The 22,786-nt window shown below is 68.9% G+C and carries 21 protein-coding genes; 11 read left to right on the plus strand and 10 right to left on the minus strand.

The genetic code is table 11. The features are described from left to right. Positions 1–16: 16 nt before the first annotated feature. Positions 17–1,615 (plus strand): LuxR C-terminal-related transcriptional regulator, encoded by a 1,599-nt coding sequence (locus ACIA12_RS12530; protein ID WP_396367036.1) that lies wholly within the window; start codon positions 17–19, stop codon positions 1,613–1,615. 38 nt (positions 1,616–1,653) lie between these two features. On the opposite strand, the gene ACIA12_RS12535 is transcribed toward ACIA12_RS12530, so the two are convergent. Beyond that, entirely contained in the window at positions 1,654–2,202 is a 549-nt protein-coding gene (locus tag ACIA12_RS12535) for a hypothetical protein (RefSeq protein ID WP_396367037.1), read from the minus strand. Between the two features lie 113 nt (positions 2,203–2,315). Between ACIA12_RS12535 and ACIA12_RS12540 the strand changes: the two genes are divergently transcribed. Beyond that, positions 2,316–2,873 (plus strand): hypothetical protein, encoded by a 558-nt coding sequence (locus ACIA12_RS12540; protein WP_396367038.1) that lies wholly within the window; start codon positions 2,316–2,318, stop codon positions 2,871–2,873. On the opposite strand, the gene ACIA12_RS12545 is transcribed toward ACIA12_RS12540, so the two are convergent. The 4 genes from ACIA12_RS12545 to ACIA12_RS12560 form a co-directional block, all read right to left on the minus strand. Beyond that, a complete protein-coding gene (locus tag ACIA12_RS12545) occupies positions 2,848–3,921 on the minus strand; it encodes a pirin family protein (protein ID WP_396367039.1) in 1,074 nt (357 codons plus the stop codon). The two genes, ACIA12_RS12540 and ACIA12_RS12545, sit on opposite strands and share 26 nt — an antisense overlap. A gap of 73 nt (positions 3,922–3,994) precedes the next feature. Continuing rightward, positions 3,995–5,044: a PHP domain-containing protein gene (locus tag ACIA12_RS12550; RefSeq protein WP_396367040.1), complete on the minus strand. Its 1,050-nt coding sequence runs from the start codon at positions 5,042–5,044 to the stop codon at positions 3,995–3,997. Between the two features lie 108 nt (positions 5,045–5,152). After that, positions 5,153–5,587, minus strand: coding sequence for a hypothetical protein (locus ACIA12_RS12555; protein ID WP_396367041.1), 435 nt, complete (start codon positions 5,585–5,587; stop codon positions 5,153–5,155). Next, a complete protein-coding gene (locus ACIA12_RS12560; RefSeq protein WP_396367042.1) occupies positions 5,577–6,164 on the minus strand; it encodes a TetR/AcrR family transcriptional regulator in 588 nt (195 codons plus the stop codon). The genes ACIA12_RS12555 and ACIA12_RS12560 overlap by 11 nt, the downstream gene beginning before the upstream one ends. Before the next feature lie 47 nt (positions 6,165–6,211). On the opposite strand from ACIA12_RS12560, the gene ACIA12_RS12565 reads away from it, so the two are divergent. Further along, positions 6,212–7,366 (plus strand): SGNH/GDSL hydrolase family protein, encoded by a 1,155-nt coding sequence (locus ACIA12_RS12565; protein WP_396367043.1) that lies wholly within the window; start codon positions 6,212–6,214, stop codon positions 7,364–7,366. Between the two features lie 68 nt (positions 7,367–7,434). On the opposite strand, the gene ACIA12_RS12570 is transcribed toward ACIA12_RS12565, so the two are convergent. After that, positions 7,435–8,649 (minus strand): MFS transporter, encoded by a 1,215-nt coding sequence (locus ACIA12_RS12570; RefSeq protein WP_396367044.1) that lies wholly within the window; start codon positions 8,647–8,649, stop codon positions 7,435–7,437. Positions 8,650–8,753: 104 nt separating this feature from the next. On the opposite strand from ACIA12_RS12570, the gene ACIA12_RS12575 reads away from it, so the two are divergent. The 7 genes from ACIA12_RS12575 to ACIA12_RS12605 all read left to right on the plus strand — a co-directional run bounded on the left by ACIA12_RS12575 (position 8,754) and on the right by ACIA12_RS12605 (position 16,537). After that, on the plus strand, positions 8,754–9,737 hold the full coding sequence (locus tag ACIA12_RS12575) for a LysR family transcriptional regulator (protein ID WP_396367045.1): 984 nt from the start codon (positions 8,754–8,756) through the stop codon (positions 9,735–9,737). Continuing rightward, on the plus strand, positions 9,706–10,920 hold the full coding sequence (locus ACIA12_RS12580; RefSeq protein ID WP_396367046.1) for a PucR family transcriptional regulator: 1,215 nt from the start codon (positions 9,706–9,708) through the stop codon (positions 10,918–10,920). The genes ACIA12_RS12575 and ACIA12_RS12580 overlap by 32 nt, the downstream gene beginning before the upstream one ends. Positions 10,921–10,999: 79 nt before the next feature. After that, positions 11,000–12,190, plus strand: a complete 1,191-nt coding sequence (locus ACIA12_RS12585) for an acyltransferase domain-containing protein (RefSeq protein WP_396367047.1) — start codon at positions 11,000–11,002, stop codon at positions 12,188–12,190. Position 12,191: 1 nt separating this feature from the next. Then, positions 12,192–13,190, plus strand: coding sequence for a beta-ketoacyl-ACP synthase III (locus ACIA12_RS12590; protein ID WP_396367048.1), 999 nt, complete (start codon positions 12,192–12,194; stop codon positions 13,188–13,190). 96 nt (positions 13,191–13,286) lie between these two features. Then, positions 13,287–13,535 carry an acyl carrier protein gene (locus tag ACIA12_RS12595; protein ID WP_270131318.1) on the plus strand — a complete coding sequence of 83 codons (249 nt, stop codon included), beginning with the start codon at positions 13,287–13,289 and terminating at the stop codon, positions 13,533–13,535. Between the two features lie 142 nt (positions 13,536–13,677). Beyond that, complete coding sequence (locus ACIA12_RS12600; protein WP_396367049.1) at positions 13,678–14,913, plus strand: beta-ketoacyl-[acyl-carrier-protein] synthase family protein; 1,236 nt, start codon at positions 13,678–13,680, stop codon at positions 14,911–14,913. Between the two features lie 199 nt (positions 14,914–15,112). Beyond that, positions 15,113–16,537, plus strand: coding sequence for an acyl-CoA carboxylase subunit beta (locus ACIA12_RS12605; protein ID WP_396367050.1), 1,425 nt, complete (start codon positions 15,113–15,115; stop codon positions 16,535–16,537). A gap of 213 nt (positions 16,538–16,750) precedes the next feature. Here the strand turns inward: ACIA12_RS12605 and ACIA12_RS12610 are convergent, their stop codons facing one another. Together ACIA12_RS12610 and ACIA12_RS12615 are read right to left on the minus strand one after the other, a co-directional pair. Beyond that, complete coding sequence (locus tag ACIA12_RS12610) at positions 16,751–17,248, minus strand: DUF3145 domain-containing protein (protein ID WP_396367051.1); 498 nt, start codon at positions 17,246–17,248, stop codon at positions 16,751–16,753. Between the two features lie 250 nt (positions 17,249–17,498). Continuing rightward, positions 17,499–18,512, minus strand: a complete 1,014-nt coding sequence (locus tag ACIA12_RS12615; RefSeq protein ID WP_396367052.1) for a LacI family DNA-binding transcriptional regulator — start codon at positions 18,510–18,512, stop codon at positions 17,499–17,501. Between the two features lie 189 nt (positions 18,513–18,701). Here ACIA12_RS12615 and ACIA12_RS12620 point away from each other — a divergent pair, with 189 nt between their 5' ends. Continuing rightward, a complete protein-coding gene (locus ACIA12_RS12620; RefSeq protein ID WP_396367053.1) occupies positions 18,702–20,870 on the plus strand; it encodes a glycoside hydrolase family 9 protein in 2,169 nt (722 codons plus the stop codon). Here ACIA12_RS12620 and ACIA12_RS12625 read toward each other — a convergent pair whose 3' ends face one another. Together ACIA12_RS12625 and ACIA12_RS12630 are read right to left on the minus strand one after the other, a co-directional pair. Next, a complete protein-coding gene (locus tag ACIA12_RS12625) occupies positions 20,871–21,824 on the minus strand; it encodes a VWA domain-containing protein (protein ID WP_396367054.1) in 954 nt (317 codons plus the stop codon). Further along, complete coding sequence (locus tag ACIA12_RS12630; protein ID WP_396367055.1) at positions 21,824–22,783, minus strand: DUF58 domain-containing protein; 960 nt, start codon at positions 22,781–22,783, stop codon at positions 21,824–21,826. Before ACIA12_RS12630 ends, ACIA12_RS12625 begins: the two co-directional genes overlap by 1 nt. Positions 22,784–22,786 lie beyond the last annotated feature (3 nt).

The raw sequence follows: 22,786 nt of genomic DNA on the forward strand, positions 1-22,786 counted from the left end.
GCGGAGGAGATGGGCGATGGGCATCGTCGACGACCTGGAGCAAGCACGCCGGGCCTTCGAACGGCGGGACTGGGCGGCCGCCTACGACCGCTTGTCGCTGGTCGCCGACCTCGGCCCCGACGATCTGCTGAAGCTCGCCACCGCCGCGTACCTGGCGGGCGACGACGACGCCTGCATCCGGGCGCTCCAGCGCGGCTATCAGGCGCAGGTCGACAGTGCACACACCCTGGGCGCGGTCCGCTTCGCCTTCTGGCTCGGTCTGGTTCTCAGCACCCGCGGCGAGGCGGCGGTCGCGGCCGGCTGGGTCGGCCGGGCCCAGCGGCTGCTGGCCGATCAACCGGATGATGTCGTGGAACGGGGCTACCTCCTGATCCACGACTTCTTCCGGTACCTCGACCAGCAGGACTTCGCGGGCGCGCTGCGGGTCGGCACCGAGATGGCCGACCTCGGCCGCCGGTACGGTGAACCCGACCTGGTCGCCCAGGGCCTGGTCTGCCAGGGCCGCCTGCTGATGTACTCAGGACAGGTCCCGGAAGGGCTCGCGCTGCTGGACGAGGCGATGGTCGGAGTCGCGGCTGGCGAGCTGTCGCCGATCTTCGCGGGCAACGTGTACTGCGCGATGATCGAAGCCTGCCAGGAGGTGGCCGACTTCGGCCGGGCCTCCGCTTGGACGAGTGCGCTGACCCGGTGGTGCGACACGCAGCCGGACCTGGTGCCGTTCACCGGTCAGTGCGCTGTCCATCGCGGTCAGATCCTGCGGCTGCGCGGAGCCTTTAGTGAGGCCCTGGAGGAGTTCGAGCTAGCCCGGCGCCGCTACGCCGCCACGAACTCGCAGGGCGCGGCCGGGCTCGCATTGAGCGAGTGTGGCGATGTGCTGCGGATCCGCGGCGAGTTCGCGACCGCCGAGTCCTGCTACGAGCAGGCGTCGGGACACGGGTACGAGCCTCAGCCCGGCCTGGCTCTGTTGTGGCTCGCGCGTGGGCGCACGCCGGCCGCACTCGCCGCCATCCGCCGACTGCTCGCCGAAACGCCTGACCCGGTGCACCGGTCCCGGCTGCTGCCCGCCGCGACGGAGATCTTCGTCGCCGGTGGCTGCGGCGACGAAGCCGAAGCAGCGGCGGGCGAGCTCACGAAGATCGCTGAGGCCTTCGGCTGTACCGGCTTGCGCGCAACAGCGGCGTACTGCGCCGGCCTGGTCGCCCTCGCCGCCGATGACGCCGACCGTGCACTCCCCTGCGCGAGGCTGGCGACACAACTCTGGACCGGCCTGCAGGCGCCGTACGAGGTCGCCCGCGCCAGGGTGCTGGTCGGACGTGCCTTCCGGCTCCTCGGTGACGAGGACTCGGCGACGGCCGAGCTCGCCGCAGCCGGGCAGACCTTCACCGAACTCGGTGCAGTGACCGACAGCCTGCGGCGGACAGCAGGCGGTCTGACGGCCCGAGAGCTAGAGGTGCTGCGCCTGGTTGCCGCCGGCAACAGCAACACAGAGATCGCGCAGCACCTCGTCCTCAGCGACAAGACGGTGGCCCGCCACCTGTCCAACATCTTCACCAAGCTCGACGTACCGTCCCGCACCGCAGCCGTCGCCTACGCCCACACCCACCACCTGCTCTGAGTCGCACGTGCTCGACCTCGCGCTGATCTGGCTGAGCCTCAGACCTTTCCTCTCGGCCGCACCACCCGATGCCCCAGCCGAGTCGCCACCGACTCCACGAAGCGATCAGCCAACAAGGGCCAGTTCCAGAACGTGAAGCCGAGATAGCCGAACCCCCAGGGCGGCATCCACCGCAGGTCGTTCAGGTCGACGGCACGTTGGCACGCCGGGCAGCGATAGGGCCCGCTGTTCCCGGCGTACCAGCGGCTGATCTCGTCCCAAACATCCTCCGCCACGACGCGGCTGAAGCCGCAGTACGGGCAGGTGGTCGACGAGAGATCGTCACTGGAGTAGAAGACGGTCCTGCCGACATCGAGTTCGAGGCCGTTCGTGATCAGAGTGCTCAGCTCCGGGTCGGGGGTGGTGACGGCGTTGTAGTACGCCGGGCCGGGCTCGTATCCATAGCCGTCGCCGCCGAGCACGCACTGGGTCCGCTCACCGACGACGATCCCGGAGTCGACCAGCCATCGCAGCATCGAGGCCGCGAGCGCCGGGGCTTCGTCGGGGGTAGCGTCGATGTCGGCAAGTACCTGAAACCGGTCGCCCATGGATCTCCCAACGGTCGTCTCCCTCGCATGGTGGCACGGAATCGATCGGTGGAGGGACTGGTCTCACTCGCGTGGGTGAGGATCGGGTCCGCGGCCGGCGAGATGCTCCTGGTATGACAGAGAATCCGGTACCGCGGTGGGCTGATCGTCTGGCGCATGTCGTTCCGTTGCTGGTCCTGCCGTCGGGGTTGTGGCGGCTCGGGCTGGTGGCGGGGTCGTCGATGGGGATGTTGGACGACAGCGGGCGGCCGGCTCGGGTGGAGAGTGTTTGGCAGGGCGCGTACATCGTCTGCCTGAGCTTGTTCTCGGAGGCGGTCGCGTTGACCGCCTTCGGAATGGTCAAGCGGTGGGGTGAGGTGGTGCCGGGGTGGATTCCGTGGCTGGGCGGGCGGCGAGTGGCACCGTACGCGGCGATCGTTCCCGCGACGCTCGGGGCGCTGTCGCTGATCGCGATCTGGACCTATGGGTTCCGGGATGTCTTCAGCGGGAACTTCATCCCGTTCTCGAGCGATGCGGCCGCGGCGCTGATGATCAGTTGTTATGCGCCGTTGCAACTCTGGGGGCCGGCGCTGCTCGTACTGACCTGGGCCTACTGGCGCCGCCGAACCGGCCGCACACACCAACCTCTCTCAGGGCGCAGTCCGGCTAGCGGGAGCGCGGGCGGGGTTTGAGGCGGGTGGCGGGGAGGGGTGGTGCGGGGAGGGCGTCGCCGTCGTAGCCGGGGACGGCGGGGAAACGGTCGGTGCCTTGAGCATCGATCGAGGCCATCCAGTCGTTGCGGGCGGCAACGATCTCCTCGTGGGAGCGGCCGATGAAGTTCCACCACATGACGAGCTGCTCCTCGAACGGCTCGCCACCGAGCAGAAGGAAGCGGGCATCACCGGTCAGCTGGATGCCGTCGCGGCCGGCCCCCAGATACAGCATCTCCCCGAAGCCGGCAGTCAGGCCGCCGCGTGCGAGGTCACCGGCCGTTGGGTCAGCGCCCGCCGGGACACAAGCTGCTGGGTCAGCGGCTGTTGGGGAGGTGACGGTTAGGGAGCCGGCTACCACCAGTACGGCGTACTCGAAAGCCGGGGTCAGTGGGAGGGTGGCTGCGGCGCCTTCGAGTTGGATGTCGGCGCCGACCAGCGGGGTGTACGCCGGTGCGGGTGACGTGACGCCGGCGACCGTACCGATCATCACCGTGCCCTGCGCACCGTCGAGGGTCAGCTTCGGCAGGTCGGCGTACGCGTTGAAGTGCGGGGTGACCGTGGTGCGGTGGGAGTCGGGCAGGGCGACCCATAGTTGGGCGCCGTGCAGCGTCGGCGGGCCGTCCGGCAGCGAGACCTCGGAGTGGGCGATGCCGTTGCCGGCGGTCATGATGTTGAGTTCGCCCGGCCGTACCATCGCATGCGAACCGACGCTGTCGCGGTGCTCGATCTCGCCCTCGAACAACCAGCTGACCGTCTGCAGACTGGTGTGCGGATGCGGCGGCACGAGCATGCCGCGCTCCCCCGGTACGTCGTACGAATCGACCCGGGCCGTCAGATCATCCGGCCCGTAGTGATCGACGAAGCACCAGGCGCCGACCATCCGGCGGTTCTTGTTCGGCAGGAGTCGACGGACCTTCGTCGTCCGGCCGAGCACGACCTCGCGCGCCTCGAGCCGCTCGACCACCGGCCCCTCGGCCCCTTCGCCGCCACAGACACCTTCAGCAGGATGCTCGTCCAGATTGCTCATGTTCCGAGTATCACCCGGCCCGCCCAACAGCCCGCGAGGACGCACCCCCTACCCCACCGTCGTGGGCCGTCGGTCAGGAGGCGGTCCACTCCTGCAGGGTGGCGGCGTCCCAGGTGTTGATGACGCGGTCGGCGGGGACTTCGCACTCCTCGGCGCGCTCGCAGCCGTAGATCTGCCAGTCGAGCTGGCCGGGCGCGTGGGCGTCGGTGTCGATGGAGAACACGCAGCCGGTATCCACAGCCATCGACAGCAGCCGGCGCGGCGGGTCGAGGCGCTCGGGGCGGGAGTTGATCTCGACGGCAGTACCGAACTGCTTGCAGGCCTCGAAGACCACCTCGGCGTCGAACTGCGATTCGGGCCGGGTGCCGCGGCCGCCGGTGATGAGGCGGCCGGTGCAGTGACCCAGTACGTCGACGTGCGGGTTGGCGATCGCGCGTACCATCCGCTCGGTCATCGCCTCGGACTCCATCCGCAGCTTGGAGTGCACGCTCGCGACCACGAGGTCGAGGCGGGCGAGGATCTCGACGTCGCAGTCCAGCGAGCCGTCGTCGAGGATGTCGACCTCGATCCCGTTCAGGATCGTGAACCCGTCGAGCTCGTCGGCCAGCAACTTGTTCAGCTCGGCGACCACGTCGAGCTGCTGCAACCGCCGCTCGCGGGACAGCCCGTTGGCGACGGTCAGCCGCGGCGAGTGGTCGGTGAGTGCCATGTACTTGTGCCCGAGCGCGGCCGCGGTACGAGCCATCTCCTCGATCGGGCTGCCCCCGTCGGACCAGTCGGAGTGCAGATGCAGATCCGCCTTCAATTCGGCCCGGAGCGCAGTACCGGCTCCTGCCGCGGTCAACTCGCCCGCAGCCTTCTCCAGCTTGACGAGGTACGACGGCGTCTCGCCGTCCATCGCCTCGATGATCACGGCCTCCGTCTTCGGCCCGATCCCCGCCAACTCGGTCAACGTCCCCGCCCGCCGCCGAGCCCGCACCTCAGCCGCCGGCAACCCCTCGATCGTGTCCGCCGCCCGCCGGTAAGCCTTCACCCGATGCGTAGGCTCCCGCGCCCGCTCCAGAAAATACCCAATCCTCCGCAACGCCCCCACCGCAGCCTCAACACCAGCCCGATCACTCATCCCCCCATCATGCCGCCTCCCAGGGACACCCTCCGCCCCTCGCCCGGCCCCTGTCCGGTAACAAACTTGCACCCAGCGACGAAAAGTTTCCGCAGTACCGGATCAAGCTCAGATCACGTGCTCGGGGTAGCCGAGGTGCGGGCCGGAGTTGCGGCGGAAGATTCGCCAGGCCTCGGTGTCGACGGCTGAGGAGGTGGGGAGGACTTCGAGGCGGAGGTCGTCGCGCCAGCTGATCGCCAAGGCGCCGGCGTTGCCGACGGTCACGTCGGTCATCGGGACGGTGGACTTGGCCAGAAGTTCGGTGATCTGGGTTGCCCGGTCGTCGTAGAAGGTGGCGCCCTCTCGCGATGAGTTCAGGTCGGCGGAGCCCAGCACGATCGAAGTACCTCGGACCAGCCGGAACGGGCATTGGATGTGGATCGCGATGTCGCCGGTCGGACCGGTGGCGTGGAACTCGCCCATGTCGAGTGTGCGGCTGATCGAGCGGAGTTGGGTGTCGTGCAGGAGACGCCTCACCGACGTCTCCAGAGCTTCAGTTGTCATCTACTCCATCTTCCTCGGGCCAGTTGGTGAGGAGGGTGTGGAGGGCTGTTAGGGCTGTGTGCCAGGAGGACTGGGAGGGGCGGGGGGTGTGGCGGAAGGAGCCGGTTAGTTCGAGGGTTATGTAGCCGTGGAGGGTGGCGCCCAGGAGGCGGATGGCGTCTGTTTCGGCGGTGGGAGTCAGGTTGTAGGCGTGGAGGATGGATCGGGTCAGAGCCGCGTGGCGGCGGGCGGGGTCGGCGGCTGGGCCGTCTGCGTCCAGGTCTTGTTGCATGGCGGCGTAGCGGCCGGGGTGTTGGGTGGCGTAGTCGCGGTAGGTGTTGGCGAAGGCGGCTAGGGCGTCCTGGCCTGATCGGCCGGCCATGTTGGCTGCTACTTGGTCGGCTAGTTCCGTCAGGGCAAGGGCGGCGACTCGGGCTCTGAGGTCCTTCGCGTTCTTGATGTGGGAGTAGAGGCTCGCGTCCTTGACGCCGAAGTGGCGGGCCAGGGCGGAGACGGTGACGTTGGCGAAGCCGATCTCGTCGGCCAACTCCGCGGCCGCCTGGGTCAGGCGGTCGGCGGTCATTCCCACGCGTGGCATGCGGCTCCTCGGATATCGGTTTGCCTAGGAGGTCTAGGATACTACCTATGAGCACTTGGATAACTACACCGATCGACGGCTGGCTCCTCCGCGGCGCGGTCGCGCTGGAGAACACCCAGCACGGCGTACTGCCGCATCGTCTCCCGGCGTGGGCCCGGGCCCAGTCGACGGACGGCCAGCTCGCGATGGCCGAGGCGCAGCCTTCCGGCGTACGGCTCGTCTTCCGCACGTCCGCCACCGCGATCGAGCTGGACGTACTACCGACCAAGGTCCTGTACGCCGGTGCGCCCACCAGCCCGCATGGCGTCTACGACCTGCTCGTCGACGGCGGACTCATGGCCCAGGCGCACGCGACCGGCGGCAACGTCCTCACCATCGACATGGCCGCCGGTACCACCGCATTCGAACCCGGTTTACCGACCACCGTCGCCTTCACCGCGCTCCCACCGGGCGAGAAGGAGATCGAGATCTGGCTCCCCCACCGCGAGCGGACCGAATTGGTTGCCCTGCGCACCGATGCTCTGATCGAACCGCCGGCCGGCGCCGGCAAGCCGGTGTGGTTGCACCACGGCAGCTCGATCAGCCACGGCTCGAACGCGGACAGCCCGACCCAGATCTGGCCCGCGCTGGCGGCTCAGCAGGGCGGTGTCGAGCTGATCAACCTGGGCTTCGGTGGCGGCGCGCTGCTGGATCCGTTCACCGCGCGGACGATGCGCGATCTCGAGGCGGATCTGATCAGCGTGAAGCTCGGCATCAACGTGGTGAACGCCGACCTGATGCGGCAGCGCGCGTTCGGGCCGGCGGTCCATGGTTTCCTCGACACCATCCGGGAGGGGCATCCGACCACGCCGCTGCTGGTGATCTCGTCCATCTACTGCCCGATCCACGAGAACACGCCCGGTCCGTGCGTGCCGGAGTTCGTCGACGGCAAGGTCCAGTTCAAGGCGACCGGCGATCCGGACGAGCCCGGCAAGCTGACCCTCAGTTGGATCCGCGACGAGCTGGCCGAGCTGACGGCCTCGAGGGCGAAGGACGACGCAAACCTGTACTACCTGGACGGCCGCGAACTGTACGGCGAGCAGGAGTTCGCCGTACGACCGCTGCCGGATCAACTGCATCCGGACAACGCGACTCACCATGCGATGGCCGCGCGTTTCGCTGACCTCGCCTTCGGCGACCAGGGCGCGTTCGGGGGCAGGTGAGCCGGCGAGCTGAGCTGCGCGCAGGCGGGCTGAGCCGGACCGGCAAGGCGGGACGGCGAGGCGGGCGTTCAGCGGGCGATGGTGATTTGTGTGCGGCGAGGGAGTAGTAGCGGTGTTGCGAGGATCAGTACTCCGGCGGCTGCTACTGCTATGCGTGGGGTGGTGGCAGCGGCCAGTACTCCCCACAGGGCGGTCATCAAGGCGATGACCGCCTTGCTGGAGATTGACCAGGCGGAGAGGGTGCGGGCTACTCGGTCGTCGGGGGTTTCGGTCAAGCGGTAGGCCGCGAAGAGGGGCATGAAGATGCCCATGCAGGTGATCAGGCCGAGCTCCACCAGGATCACCGTCAGCAGACCCGCGACTCCGGGCTGTACGAAGGCCAGGCCGAGCAACCAGCAGGCCCGCAACCAGCCCGTCACCATCAAGACCCGATGCGAACCGAAGCGCGCGGCCAACGGCGCCGACAACCGCGACCCGATCAGCCCGCCGATGCACGGCAGCCCGAAGGCCAACGCGTACTGCCACGGCGCGAACCCGAGTTCCCCCAGCATCAGCACGGCCAGCAACGGCGCCGTCGCCATGATCAACCCACTGGTCAGTACGCCGTTGAAGAACAGCAACCGCAACGACGAGTGCTGGAGGATGTACCGCCACCCATCCAGCAACTCACCGGCTCGAAGCCGCTCAGCACGACGTACCGGCGGGCTCTCCCGCAACCGGATCGCCCGGACGCTCAGCGCCGACAACAAGTAGCTGACCGCATCGACCACGACTGTCACGACCGGCCCGAAGATCCCGATCGACAACCCACCCAGCGGCGGCCCGATCATCGTCGCCGTCCACGTCGTCGACTCGAACCGCCCGGTCGCGACGACCAGTCGTGACCGCGGTACGACGGCCTTCATCACCGCCCCGGTCGCCGCGGTGAACGCATTGTCGGCCGCACCGACCACCACCGAGACGACCACCAACTGCAGGAAGCTGAGCCACCCCAGCCAATACGCGAGTGGAATGGTCGCCAGCGCGACGAAGCGCACCAGATCCATCCCGATCATCACCGGTACCTTCCGGCGGAACTCCACCCACGGCCCGAGCGGCACCGCGACCACTGCCCCGACGGCAAGACCCGCGGCCGCCAGCAGCGACACCTGACCGGGTCCCGAGTGAAGTACCAGGATCGCGATCAGCGGGAACGCGTCGAAGGCGAACCAGGTGCCGACCGTGCTCACGGCGTACGAGGTCCACAACCAGCCGAACTGCCGCCCCAACCCGCGCTCACTCACCGCAGGATCAAACCGCGCCGGCCGGCCCGGCCTCAAACAACCGCCGACCCGGCGAGCCACAACCGGAGGTTGTCGAGCACCCTCGACGCTGTAGAACAGACGGCGTGGATCTCGACGCCGTGCGCACCTTCGTCGCGGCAGCCGGCGCGGGCAAGTTCCAGGACGCCGCCGACGACCTCGGGATCACCCAGCAGGCCGTCTCCAAACGCATCGCCGCCCTCGAGAAGCACCTGGGTGTCAGGCTCTTCACCCGTACTGCGCGCGGCGCCCGGCTCACCCTCGACGGCCAGACGTTCCTCCCCCACGCCCAAGCACTGCTGACCGCTGAGCAACAAGCCCTGGCCTCAGTGAAACCCGGCAACCGCCCCCTCCGAGTCGACGTGATCGGCGGCTTCCTCGCCCCCGCCGTCCTCGTCCGCGACTTCCACCGCGCCCAGCCCACCGTCCCTCTCGACATCGTCAACCTCCCCAACGGCACCACCGCCATCGAAGCAGTCCGCGAAGGCACCATCGACGCCACCTTCCGAGCCCTCCCCTCGACAGCAGACCAGCCAGCCGATGGCCGCCTCGGCGTGACGCCTCAGGCCAGCCTCAGCGGTGATCTCGACAGCGTTCGCGTCTTCGACGAGCCGCTCCAACTCCTGACCGGCCCCGCCCACGCCCTAGCGGACGCCGACGTACTGAGTCCCGCCGACCTCGCCGGTCACCGGATCTGGATGCCCGGCAACATCGCCGGCACCGAATGGGCCGCGTACTACGACGACCTGGCCGCCACCTTCGGCTTCACCATCGACACGGCCGGACCCAACTTCGGCCTCGACGCCATGCTCGACGCAATGGCCGAAACCCCCGACCGAGCCACCTTCGTCGGCGAACTCACCCGCTTCCGCTGGCCAGCCGCCTACGATCTCCGCCGCATAGACCTCCAAAACCCCATCCCCGTCTACCCCCACTCCCTCATCTGGCGCACCACCAACCCCCACCCCGCCCTAACCACCCTCCGCCACCATCTCTTGCGCCAACGCTCCCCGCAGACCACCTCTGTATGGTCGGGGCGTGGCGACCAAGCGGAGGATCAGCGCGCATGAGGCGCGGGCGCTTCGGTTGCAAGGGGCCACCGGGGCGCTGGCGACGGCTGCGATTGCGGCGATGGACGAGAAGCTTCCTTGGTTCAGCAAACTCTCGGCCCAGGATCGGTCCTGGATCGGGCTGGTCGCGCAGTCCGGGATCACCGCGTTCGTCGACTGGTTTCGCGATCCCGAGGCGCACTCGTCGATGCCGACGCGGATGTTCGGGTCGGCGCCGCGGGAGTTCACCCGGGTCATCTCGCTGCATCAGACCGTCGACCTGCTCCGCACCACCATCGAGATGATCGAGCAGACGATCGGCGACCTGCTGCCGGCCGACGACGTACCGGCCGTCCGTGAGTCGATGCAGCGGTACGCCCGTGAGGTCGCCTTCGCCGCCGCCACCATCTACGCGCAGGCCGCCGAGATGCGCGGCGCCTGGGACGCCCGGCTGGAAGCGCTCGTCGTCGACTCGGTGATTCGCGGCGAGGCCGACGAGTCGGTCCGCTCCCGCGCCTCCGCCCTCGGCTGGACGGGAACCAGTACCACCGGTGGCACCTCGTCAGAGGTCGCCGTGGTCGTCGGACGAGCCCTCGAAGCCGAGTCCGGCAGCGCGAACGTGGCTGACTCGGTACGGCATGCGGCCCGGGAGGCAGGAGCCGACGCGCTGTGCGCGATGCAGGGCGACCGGCTGGTGGTAGTACTCGGAGGTACAAGCAAACCTGTCGAGATCGTACAAAAACTGGCGGGCTGGTTTGGACCCGGACCGATCGTCGTGGGGCCCGTTGTCAAGGACCTGATGTCCGCCGTCACCAGTGCCCGCGCGGCGGTCGCCGGACTCCGCGCCGCACCCGCCTGGCCGGGCGCCCCGAGACCGGTCCAGGCCGACGAACTGCTGCCCGAGCGATCGCTGTCCGGTGACGGTCACGCCCGCCGTCAACTGGCTTCGGACGTCTACGGCCCGCTCACAATGGGCGACGGAGTACTGCTGGACACCGTCACGGCATACCTGGACTCCGGTGGTTCGATCGAGGCGACGGCCCGGGCGATGTTCATCCACGCCAATACCGTCCGGTACAGGTTGAAGCGTGTGGGCGAACTCACGGGCTACTCGCCGTCGAATCCGCGAGACGCTTTCACGTTACGTGTCGCACTGACCCTCGGGCGCCTGCTCAACCCGGAGCCCGGATCGTCGTTTTTGTAGGAACCCTACAAAGTCCTGCGGGTAGAATTCGTGCCGCATTGTGCTCCGCGAACCGGCTGCCTCAGGGAGAGTTGTTCTCGTGCTCGTCATCGCCGCGCCCGGACAGGGCGCCCAGACCCCAGGATTCCTCGAGCCGTGGCTGGCCGACCCCGTCTTCGAGAACCGGCTGAACTGGCTGTCCGCGGTCGCCGGCCTCGACCTCGCCCACTACGGCACCAAGGCCGACGCCGAGACGATCCGGGACACCGCGATCGCCCAGCCGCTGCTGGTCGCCGCCAGCATGCTGTCCGCGCTGGCGCTGTTCCCGCACCCCGGCGACTCCTTCGAGAAGATCGGCGCGCTGGCCGGCCACAGCGTCGGTGAGATCGCCGCCGCCGTCGGCGCGGGCGTGATCACCGGTGAGCAGGCGATGGTGCTGGTCCGCGAGCGCGGCAAGGCGATGGCCGCCGCCTCGGCCCTCACGCCGACCTCGATGACCGCGGTGCTCGGCGGCGACCGCGAGGAGATCCTCGCCAAGCTGGAGCAGTACGGGCTGACCGCCGCCAACGACAACGGCCCCGGCCAGATCGTCGCCGCCGGTACGGTCGAGGAGCTGGCCGCGCTGCAGGCCGATCCGCCGGAGAAAACCCGGCTGATCCCGCTGTCCGTCGCGGGCGCCTTCCACACCAAGCACATGGAGCCGGCCGTCCAGACGCTGGCCGGTTATGCCCGCTCCATCACCACGCACGACCCGCGCACCCGGCTGATCTCGAACCGTGACGGCCAGATCGTGCACGACGGCCGCGACGTACTGCGCCGCCTGGTGCAGCAGGTCAACGCGCCGGTCCGCTGGGACCTGTGCATGCAGACGATGGCCGACCTGCAGGTCACCGGCATCCTGGAGATGACCCCGGCCGGCACGCTGACCGGGATCGCCCGGCGCGCGCTCAAGGGCGTCGAGGTGTTCGCGCTGAAGACGCCGGACCAGCTCGACGACGCCCGCGCGTTCGTGGACAAGCACGGCAGCCCGTCCGAGATCAACGCGTCGCCGACCTGGCGGCTGCTGGTCGCGCCGATGAAGGGCACCTTCACCCGTGAGGGTCAGATCACCCGCGAGGCGGGCGACACCGTCGAGGCCGGTGAGGTGGTCGCGCTGGTGAAGAGCCTGCGCGACGAGGTCGAGGTCCGCGCGCCGCACGGCGGCAGCGTGGTCGAGTGGCTGGTCGAAGAAGGCGACCCCGTCGCCCCTGGACAGCCGCTCGTGCGGCTGCACCCGAGTGGAGTGAACTGACATGGGCGGACAGATCGCAGAGTCGACCGGAGCGGCACACGCCGCAGTACTGGGCCTCGGCTCGTACCGGCCGCGCAGAGTGGTGCCGAACTCGGAGATCCTGGAGCAGATCGACTCCAGCGACGAGTGGATCCAGACCCGCTCCGGGATCAAGGAGCGGCGCTGGGCCTCCGACGACGAGACCGTGCTGATGATGTCGACGAACGCGGCCAAGGAGGCCCTGGTCGACTCCGGCATCGACCCGGCACAGATCGGCTGCGTCGTCGTCGCCACCGTCACACACCTGTACCAGACCCCCGCGATCGCCACGCAGATCGCCGTCGCCGTCGGCGCCCCGACGGCTGCCGCGTTCGACATCTCGGCCGCCTGTGCCGGGTTCTGCTACGGGATCGCGATGGCCAACGACCTGGTCCGCGGCGGCAGCGCGAAGTACGTGCTGGTGATCGGGGTCGAGCGGCTCAGCGACATCACCGACCGGACCGACCGCAGTACCGCGTTCATCTTCGCCGACGGCGCCGGCGCGGCCGTGGTCGGACCGTCCGACGAGGCGGGCATCGGCCCGGTCGTCTGGGGTTCGGACGGCACCCAGCACGAGGTGATCAGCCAGAAGGAGTCGTGGGTCGAGGCGCATGGCAGCTACCAGTGGCCGCACCTCACGATGGACGGCAACCCGGTGTTCCGCTGGGCGTCGTTCGAGATGGCCAAGACCGCGCAGCAGGCGCTCGACGTGGCGGGTGTGAAGCCCGAGGACCTCGACCTGTTCATCCCGCACCAGGCGAACATGCGGATCACCGACGCAATGCGGCGCACGCTCAAGCTGCCGGAGAGCGTCAAGGTGGCCCGTGACATCGAGCGGCAGGGCAACACGTCGGCCGCGTCAATCCCGCTCGCCATCGCCACGATGCGCGAGAACGGCGAGGCGAAGAGCGGCGACGTGGCGCTCATCATCGGCTTCGGCGCGGGGCTCACCTTCGCCGCCCAGGTGATCCGCCTCCCGTAACGGCTACCGCCCCAACAGATGTCCGGGGACGGCTCAGGTGGCCGGCTCCGGCGACGTACCCAGCAAACGAAGTACATCCGAAAGGTAACCAAACAGATGGCCAGCACCGAAGAGATCCGCTCCGACCTCGCCGAGATCGTCAACGAGATCGCCGGCATCCCGGTCGAGGACGTCCAGCTGGACAAGTCCTTCACCGACGACCTCGACGTCGACTCGCTCTCCATGGTCGAGGTGGTCGTGGCCGCCGAGGAGAAGTTCAGCGTCAAGATCCCCGACGACGAGGTCAAGAACCTGAAGACCGTCGGTGACGCCGTCGCGTTCATCGAGCGCGCCCAGAACGGCTGATCGACTCCTTCTGGATTCGATCGTGCTGGCAGCCGTGGCGGGCTCACCGGATCGCAGGGTCCGGTGAGCTGCCGCTCCAGCCCCAGCCGGTACGCCGTACCGGTCTCCCCCACCCGTTGATACGCCGAAGGATGAGGTAACCATGTCGAAGACCCGAGTCGTCATCACCGGGCTCGGAGCGACCACCCCGGTCGGGGGCGACGTCGCCAGCACCTGGGAGGCGCTGCTGGCCGGCAAGTCCGGCGCGAAGCTGCTCACCGCCGACTGGGTCGAGGAGCTGCCGGTGAAGATCGCCGCTCCCGCCGCTGTCGAACCCACCGAGATCATCGAGCGGGTGAAGGCCCGCCGGCTGGACCGCAACGCGCAGTTCGCCATCGTCGCGTCCCGCGAGGCCTGGGCCGACTCCGGCCTGGCCGACGTCGAGCTGGACAAGACCCGCCTCGGCGTGGCGATCGCCACCGGAATCGGCGGCCTGATGACCACGCTGGCCAACTACGACCTGCTGCAGAAGGGTCCGCGCCGGGTCTCCCCGCTCGCGATCCCGATGCTGATGCCGAACTCGGCCGCCGCGAACGTCGGCCTCGAGTTGGGTGCGCTGGCCGGCGTACAGACTCCTGTCTCGGCCTGCGCATCGAGCAACGAGGCCATCTCGCTGGCCGCCGACCAGATCCGGCTGGGCCGCGCCGACATCGTCGTCGCCGGTGGCGCCGAGGGTTCGATCGCCGGGCTGCCGCTGGCCGCGTTCGGCCAGATGATGGCGCTGAGCAAGCGCAACGACGACCCCGAGCGCGCGTCCCGTCCGTGGGACGTCGACCGCGACGGCTTCCTGCTCGGTGAAGGCGCCGGAGTCCTGGTGCTGGAGAGCTACGACCACGCGATCGCCCGCGGCGCGAAGATCTACGCCGAGTTCGCCGGCGCCGGGATCACCGCCGACGGCCACGACATCGTGCAGCCCGACCCGACCGGTTCGGGCGCCGAGCGCGCGATGCTGCAGGCGCTGCGCGAGGGCGACCTGGCCACCGGCGACATCGTGCACATCAACGCGCACGCGACCTCGACCCCGGCCGGCGACGTCGCCGAGGCGATCGCGATCCGCAAGGCGCTCGGCAAGGTCGCCGACACCGCCGTCGCGACCGCGCCCAAGTCGATGATCGGCCACCTGCTCGGCGCGGCCGGAGCGGTCGAGTCGATCGCCACCGTGCTCGCCCTGCACCACCGGCTGGTACCGCCGACGATCAACCTGGACAAGGTCGACGACGGTGTCGAACTCGACATCGCCACCGAGCCGCGCAAGCTCGGCGACGGGGACATCGCCGCGCTGAACAACTCCTTCGGCTTCGGCGGCCACAACGTCGCCCTCGCCTTCAAGTCGATCTGATGCAGTAAGTCGATTTGATGCAGTAAATCAGTCTGACGCAGTAAATCGAACTGATGCAGTGCATCAATTCGATGCAGTGAGTCGGTCTGATCCATGACGAGCCGGGGCTGCCGGCCCCGGCTCGTCTCCGGTCCGCGCACCTGGCTTCGGCCCTGAGCCCGGCTGTAGTCCGTGCCCTTCCAACCCCCGGGAGATGCCCATGACCACCGCCCCCGTGAAGCCGGTCAAGCTGCCGCGCGACGAGGATCCCCGCAACCCGGTCTCCCGGCTCACCGCGCTGTTCGACCCGGGCACGCTCGAGCTGATCACCCCCGACAACCTGTCCGGGATGCTGGCCGCGCGGGGCATGATCGCGGGCGCCCCGGTGATCGCGTTCTGCTCGGACGCCACCGTGATGGGTGGGGCGATGGGTGATGAGGGCTGCGAGGTCGTCGTACAGGCGTATCGGGTGGCTCGCGCGGAGGAGCTGCCGATCATCGGGTTGTGGCACTCCGGTGGCGCGCGGCTGGCCGAGGGCGTGCTGTCGCTGCACGCGGTCGGCAAGATCTTCTACGAGATGACCCAGGCCTCGGGCAAGATCCCCCAGATCTCCGTCGTACTTGGCCCCGCCGCGGGTGGCGCGGCGTACGGGCCGGCGTTGACCGACATCGTCATCCTCGGCCCAGAGGGACGGATCTTCGTCACCGGCCCGGACGTGGTCCGCTCGGTCACCGGCGAAGACGTCGACATGCTGCGACTCGGTGGCCCCGAACCGCACGGGCGACGCTCGGGCGTCGTGCACATCACCACCGACTCCGAGGCGGCCGCGATCGAGAAGGCCCGCCGGCTCGCGGACCTGTTCGCCAATCCCGGTGCGGTGGCCGATGAGGTCTCCGACACCGACCTGTCGGGCTTTCTGCCGGAGTCGGCCAAGCGTGCCTACGACGTCCACCCGCTGGTCGGCGGGGTCCTCGACGAGGAGTCCGGCGTCGAACTGCACCAGCGGTGGGCACCGAACATCGTCACGACGCTTGGGCGGCTCGGCGGTCGTACCGTCGGCGTGATCGCGAACAACCCGCTGCGGCTGGGCGGTTGCCTGGACGCGTTGTCGGCGGAGAAGGCTGCCCGGTTCGTGCGGATGTGCGACGCGTTCGGCGTGCCGATGGTCGTGCTGGTCGACGTACCGGGATATCTGCCCGGCGTCGGGCAGGAGTGGGACGGCGTCGTACGCCGCGGCGCCAAGCTACTGCACGCCTTCGCCGAATCCGTCGTACCCCGCGTCACGCTCGTGACCCGCAAGACCTACGGCGGCGCCTACATCGCGATGAACGCCCGCTCGCTCGGCGCGACCCGGGTATTCGCCTGGCCCCGCGCCGAAGTGGCCGTGATGGGCGCGGTCGCCGCGATCCGGATCCTGCACCGCCGTAGGTTGGCCGAGGTCGAGCCGGATCTGCGGCCGCAGGTCGAGGCCGAACTGGCCGCCGAGCACGAGAAGATCGCCGGCGGTATCGAGCGGGCCCGCCAGATCGGCGTCGTCGACGAGATCGTCGAGCCTCTGAAGACTCGCTCAGCTCTGGCCGCCGCGATCGCCACCGCCGAATCCACCGGACGTGTTCGTGGGCGGCACGGGAACATTCCGTTGTAATGCTTCCAGGCAAAGAGAAGGGCGCGGACCGTGAGGTCCGCGCCCTTTCACGTGGTGCGGCCGCTGTGTGTGACAACCGGGGGTGTCCCGACACCCGGTGGCCCAGCGGCCACTTCTGTCTCCCGATCAACGGGAAGCTTGTTCATAGCATCGTGCAGATCGCGCCGAATGTCCTGCTCTCACGAGCTTTCTTCTGAACTTCTCAGGTTCTGCTCAGACGACCTGGTGCAGCCAGCGCACCGGCGCGCCGTCACCGGCGTACCGGAACGGTTCGAGCTCGTCGTCCCAGGGCCGGCCGAGCAACCGCTCGACCTCCTCGGTCAGATCGGCCTCGCCGGTGGCGGCCTTCAGCATCGCTGCCTTCAGCCGTTCCTCGGGCACCATGATGTCGCCGTGCACTCCGGTGGTCGCGTGGAAGACGCCGAGCGTCGGCGTGAAGGAGTACCGCTCGCCCTCGACCCCGTTGCTGGGCTCTTCGGTGACCTCGAAGCGCAGCTTCTGCCAGCCGCGCAGAGCCGATGCCAGCTTCGCCGCCGTGCCGGCCTCGGCCTGCCACGACAGCTCTGCCCGGTACGTTCCCTGCGCCGCGGGCTGCGGCGTCCAGTCGAGTTTCACGGGCACACCAAGGATGCCGCCCGCTGCCCACTCAACATGAGGGCACAACGCTGACGGCACGGTGTGGACGTATAAAACGCCACGAGTCGTCGCCACCGGGACCTCCTGTGCTCGAGCTGCGCCTTCCCCAGCGTTCTCGAACAACCACCGTCGATCCCGGACGGCGAGGTCCATACTGCACCACCCACCCCGCCAACACCAGCAACCTCGCCGTGTCAACCACATCACCATCGTGTCGCAATCCAGAACCGCCCAGTCCGCAACCACCGCACCGCCGCGCCGCCCTGTCCTTCCAACTTGAGCGTATCCGGACTCACTCTGATCGGACCAAGGTTGTCCACAGGCGTCAGGTCGAGGAGCGGATCACCAATCGCGTCGGGAGGATCAGGGGGCTCGGTGGGTCGCCAGAGATCAGGGTCAGGAGCATTCGGGCCATTTCGCGGCCCAGGGCGTGGATGGGCTGGTGGACCGTGGTCAGGGGTGGGTCGGTGTGGCGGGCGCTGGGGATGTCGTTGAAGCCGATGACGGCGACGTCGCCGGGGACCGAGCGGCCGGCGCGGGCAAGGACGCGGAGGGCGCCGATAGCCATCTGGTCGGAGGCGATGAAAACAGCGTCCAGGTCAGACGCCCGCTCGAGCAGCGTGGTCATCGCGGCAATGCCGCCGTCCTCGCTGAACTCGCCGTTCTCGGCCAGTGAGCTGTCAAGGCCGGCGACAGCGAGGGCGTCCTGGAAGCCTTGCAGCCTGGCCATTCCGGCGCCCTCGTCGAGGCGTCCGGTGATGGTGGCGATCCGGCGGCGGCCGGTCTGGACGAGGTGCTCGGCGGCCAGCCGGGCGCCGCCGCGGTTGTCTGCGTCGACGTAGTACCGGGGTTCGAAATTGAGCGGGCGGCCGCCGAAGACGACCGGTATGGAGGCGCTGTCCGCGAGCGCTGCCAGCGGGTTGTCGCCGTGCAGCGACATCAGCATCACGCCGTCGGCCTGCCGCGTACGCAGCAACTGCTCCAGCCGTGCCTGACCGCGTGCGGAGGTCGCCAGCGAGAGCATCATCTCCAGCTCGGTCTCCTCCAGGACGGAGTGCACCCCGACAATGACCTCGGCGAAGAACGGGTCCGCGAACATCGCCGGATCGTCACCGCAGATCGCCAGCACGACCGACCCGGCCTGCTGGGTCGCCAGCGCGCGAGCCGTCGCGTTGGGCACGTAGCCGAGGTCGTCGACCGCACGGCGGACCGCTTCGCGCTTGGCGGGGCTGACGTTCGGCGCGTTGTTGATCACCCGGGACGCCGCCGATCGCGACACCCCCGCGCGCTCCGCGACCTCGTCGAGCGTCGGCTGCCGCCTGGGCGTGCGGGTCGTCACCTGGCCGTTCTCCTTCACCTGGACTGGGAGCGCTTCCGGCTGACAATAGGGCAGGGAGGATCAGTTGTGAAGCAAGAGGTTTCGGTCTTGACACGCTACGGCGACGCCACTGACTCTAGGCCAAAACTGAAAGCGCTCCCAGTGCGATCCTCCGGAGGTAGCCGTATGCCCACACTCCGAAGGCGCTCAGTGACCACCCTGACCGCCTTTCTGCTCATCCCGGCAACTCTCGCTCCGGCGAGTCTCGCCGCGGCCGACGGTCCGCAGTACGAGCGGATCCTCAACGGGACCTTCGACAGCGGCGACAAGAGTCCGTGGTGGACCAGCGGGAACACCCCGGCGACCGTCACCGGCGGGCGGCTGTGCGCGGAGATCCCCGGCGGCACGGTGAACGTGTGGGACGCGATGATCGGCCAGGACGACGTCCCGGTGGAGGACGGCCAGCTCTACACGCTGCGCTTCGACGCGTCGGCCAGCCTCGCGACCACGTTCCGGGCCGTCGTGCAGACCTCGTCCCAGCCGATGGCGACGGTGCTGAACAAGACGGTCGACGTCACCACCGCAACCCAGACGTTCACGTTCACCGGCACGTCGCCGACCACCTCGGAACACACCCAGGTCAGCTTCCAGGCCGGCGGCGGCAGTACGCCGTACACGCTCTGCCTGGACAACATCTCGCTGGTCGGCGGTGTCGTACCACCTGGTGGGGTACGGGACTTCGGCTCTCCGGTCCGGGTCAACCAGCTCGGCTACCTGCAGAACGGCCCGAAGCGAGCCACCTACGTCACCGACGAGACCAACCCACTCGACTGGCAACTGCTCGACGCGGCTGATCGCGTCGTTGCCCACGGCAAGAGCAAGCCGTACGGAGCCGACCCGATGTCCGGTACCAACGTCCAGCTGATCGACTTCAGCCGGTACCGCGGCACCGGCGACGGCTATCGCCTGACGGTCGGCGACCAACTCAGCGAACCCTTTGCCATCGGCAACGGTATCTACAAGCCGCTGGCCCAGGACGCGCTCGAGTACTTCTACAACAACCGCAGCGGCATCCCGATCGAGGCCCAGTACGTCGGCGCGGAACGCGCTCGCGACGCCGGCCATCTGGGCGTCGCACCCAACAAGGGCGACACGTCCGTCCCCTGCTTCCCGGGGACCTGCGCGTACAGCCTCGATGTGCGGGGTGGTTGGTACGACGCGGGCGACCACGGCAAGTACGTCGTCAACGGGGCGCTGGCGGCGTGGCAGCTGCTCGACCAGTACGAGCAGTCCGGTGACGAGACGCTGCGGATTCCCGAAGCAGGCAACAGGATTCCCGATGTGCTGGACGAGGCGAAGTGGGAGATCGACTTCCTGCTCCGGATGCAGGCGCCGTCGGGGATGGTGCATCACAAGATCCACGACGAGAAGTGGACCGGGCTGCCGCTCAAGCCGGCTGACGATCCGCAGCAGCGTTACCTCTATCCCCCGTCGACGGCGGCCACGCTGAACGTCGCCGCGGTCGGTGCGCGGTGCGCGCGGGTCTATGCGCGATGGGACAAAGCGTTGGCCGCTCGGTGCCTCACGGCGGCGGACAAGGCTTGGAAGGCGGCGTTGTCGAACCCCGCGGTCTATGCCCCGGCTGGTGGGGAAGGCGGTGGCGCGTACGACGACACCAAGGTGACCGATGAGTTCTCGTGGGCGGCCGCTGAGCTGTTCGCGACTACCGGCAAGCAGGCGTACAAGAAGGCGATCACGACGCAACTGAAGGCAGCCGACGGCTTCTCGTGGCAGGAGACGGGTGGGCTGGCCGATCTCGCGCTCGCTCGGGTGCCGAGGCGACTTTCGCCCGTTGAGTACTTGAAGCTGGTTGTCCGGATTGCGCGGGTGGCGGACAAGTACCTGGGTGATCTGCGGGCGCAGGGGTATGCCAATCCGTACCTGCCGGCGGACGGCAAGTACGTGTGGGGGTCGAACAGCGCGGTCGCCAACAACGCGATGGTGATGGCGACGGCGTACTCGCTGACTCGGCTTCCGAAGTACCGGGACGGGGCGTTGGAGTCGCTCGACTACCTGCTCGGGCGGAACGCGATCAACCAGTCGTACGTGACGGGGTACGGCGAGCGGGACAGCCACAACCAGCATCACAGGTTCTGGGCGAAGTCGCTCGACCCGACGCTGCCGTCGCCGGCTCCCGGATCGCTGGCGGGTGGGCCGAACTCGGGGCTGCAGGATCCCGTGGCCCAACGCGCGCTTCAGGGGTGCGCGCCGGCCACTTGCTACCTCGACAACATCGGCTCGTACTCGACCAACGAGGTCGCGGTGAACTGGAACTCGGCCCTGGCCTGGATCACTGCCTTCGCCGACAGAGCGGACTAGTTACGGGAAGCGGGTGGCCAAGGCGATACAGGCGCCGGCGGCCAGCAGGGTGAAGAGCATCGCGATGCCGGCGAAGCGGGAGGTGACTTCCTTGTCCACCTTGTCGTACCCGACCGAGGAGCCGATGTCCTTGTAGACGTCTTCGAGTTCGCCGGCGGATTCGGCCGTATAGGCCTCTCCGCCGGTGATCTCGGCGACGCTGCGGAGCTCGGCGCGGTCCGGGGGAACGCGCTGGCGGATGCCGTCCATCTCGATGAAGCCGGAGTCCGTACCGAAGGTGATCGTGTAGACCGGCGTGTGCTTCGCCTTGGCCGCCTGCGCGCCTTCCTGGGCGGTCCGCCCGACCGTGCGCTTGCCGTCCGAGAGCAGCACGATCCGCGCCGGAGCCGGGTCGTTCGGGTGCTCCGGATCAGCCGGTACCTGAGTGAGCGCCTGCAACGAGGTGAAGATCCCCTCGCCGGTCGCCGTCGACTCGGCCAGCTCCAGCCCGTCGATCGACCGCTGCACGGTGGCCCGGTCGGTCGTCGGCGGCACGATGATCGACGCGGTCCCGGCGAAGTTGACCACCGCCACGTTGAACTTCGCCGGCAACTGGCTGACGAAGTTCTTCGCCGACCGCTTCGCCGCCTCCAGCCGGTTCGGGTCGACGTCGGTCGCCATCATCGACAGCGACACGTCGATCGCGACCACGATGGTGGCCCGCTCGCGCGGCACCTTCACCTCGTCCTTGGGCTGCGCGAAGGCGATGACGCACGACGCCGTCGCGAACAGGGCCAGGACGACCGCCAGGTGCCGGCGCCACTGCGGCCGGCGCGGCGCGACCCGGTCGAGCAGTGCGATGTTGGTGAACCGCAGCGCGTACTGCGCTCGCCGGTGCTGCAGGAAGATGTACCCGGCGACGACGACCGGGATGAACAGCAGGAACCACAGTCTGGCCGGAGACAGGAACTCCATCAGCGAGCCACTCCCTTCGGCGGTTGGTGCAGGCGGGGCGCCATTCGCCGGTAGGCGAGGACGAACCGCACGGTGTCGGCGACCCAGTCCCGGTCGGTCCGCAGGACCAGGTGTCCGGCTCCTACCCTACGCAGAGCCGTCCTGGTTCGTTCCCGCTGCGCCAGCGCGGCCGCGGCGAACTCCTCGCGCACCCGGCGTTTGCGGGTGTCGATCTCCCGGATCGCTCCGGTCTCCGGGTCGCCGATCATGACGACGCCGATGTTCGGGATCTCCAGCTCGCGCGGGTCGACGATCTCGACCGCGAGCACCTGGTGCTGGGCGGTCAGCTTGCGCATCGAGCGCTCCCAGGACGGCTCCATCCGGCTGTCGATCTCGCCGTCCTCGGGGGTGAGGAAGTCCGACACGATCACCCGCAGGCCGCGCTTGCGCTGGGTCCGGGCCATCGAGTCCAGCGCGCCGGCCAGGTCGCTGCGCGCCTGGTGCTCACCGTGATCGGTCTCGGCGAGCAACGCCCGGAGCAGGCCGTAGAGGGCGAGCCGCCCGGACCGGGCCGGCCAGCGGCGCAGGCTCGAGTCGCGCAGCATCAGCCCGCCGAAGCGGTCACCGAGTCGATGGGTGAGGAAGCCGACGGTGGCGACCGCGGCCACGGCCAGCTCACGCTTCTCCAGTTGCGACGTACCGAAGTCCATCGAGGCGGACAGGTCGACCATCGCCCAGGTCTCCAGCTCGCGGTCCGCGATCAGGTCGCGGACGTGCGGGACCGTCGTCCGGGCTGTGACCGCCCAGTCCATCCGGCGGACGTCGTCGCCGACCTGGTACTCGCGGGCCTCGGCCAGCTCGGTGCCCGGTCCGGGCAGCAGGCCGAGGTGTTCGCCGTGCAGGAATCCCTCCAGCCGGCGGACCACCGTCAGCTCGAGCCGGCGCAGCGCGCGCTCGGGAGCGAGTTGCGAGATCGTCATCGC

It is taken from the genome of Kribbella sp. NPDC051620, from assembly GCF_044453825.1.
Taxonomy (GTDB): Bacteria; Actinomycetota; Actinomycetes; order Propionibacteriales; family Kribbellaceae; genus Kribbella.